The organism is Methylobacterium nigriterrae (assembly GCF_037106235.1).
GTDB classification, from domain to species: Bacteria; Pseudomonadota; Alphaproteobacteria; order Rhizobiales; family Beijerinckiaceae; genus Methylobacterium; species Methylobacterium nigriterrae.
Genome location: NZ_JBAWTG010000719.1, coordinates 1 through 292, shown reverse-complemented (window position 1 = coordinate 292; position 292 = coordinate 1). Strand labels below are relative to the sequence as shown.

Here is a 292-nt window from a genome sequence, read left to right as displayed (position 1 = left end):
GCACGCCGTCGATTCCGCCGAGGCGCAGGTGAAGGTGCTGGAGGGCCAGCTCTACCCGCAGGTCGGCCTCACCGGCCAGGTCGCCCAGCGCTACGACACCCAGTTCCCCGGCGACAACGGCCTCACCGCCTCGATCGTGGGCCGCATCACGGTCCCGATCTACGAGGGCGGCCAGACCTACTCGCAGATCCGGCAGGCCAAGGAGCTCGTGGGCCAGACGCGCCTGCAGGCCGAGTTCGTGCGCGACCAGATCCGCTCCGCCATCGTCACCACCTGGGGCCAGCTCGAGGCC

The 292-nt window shown here is 70.9% G+C and carries 1 pseudogene; it reads left to right on the top strand.

The annotated features are described in order from the left end of the window. Positions 1-292 (top strand): annotated as a pseudogene (locus WDW90_RS41275) (TolC family outer membrane protein); the annotation flags it as partial.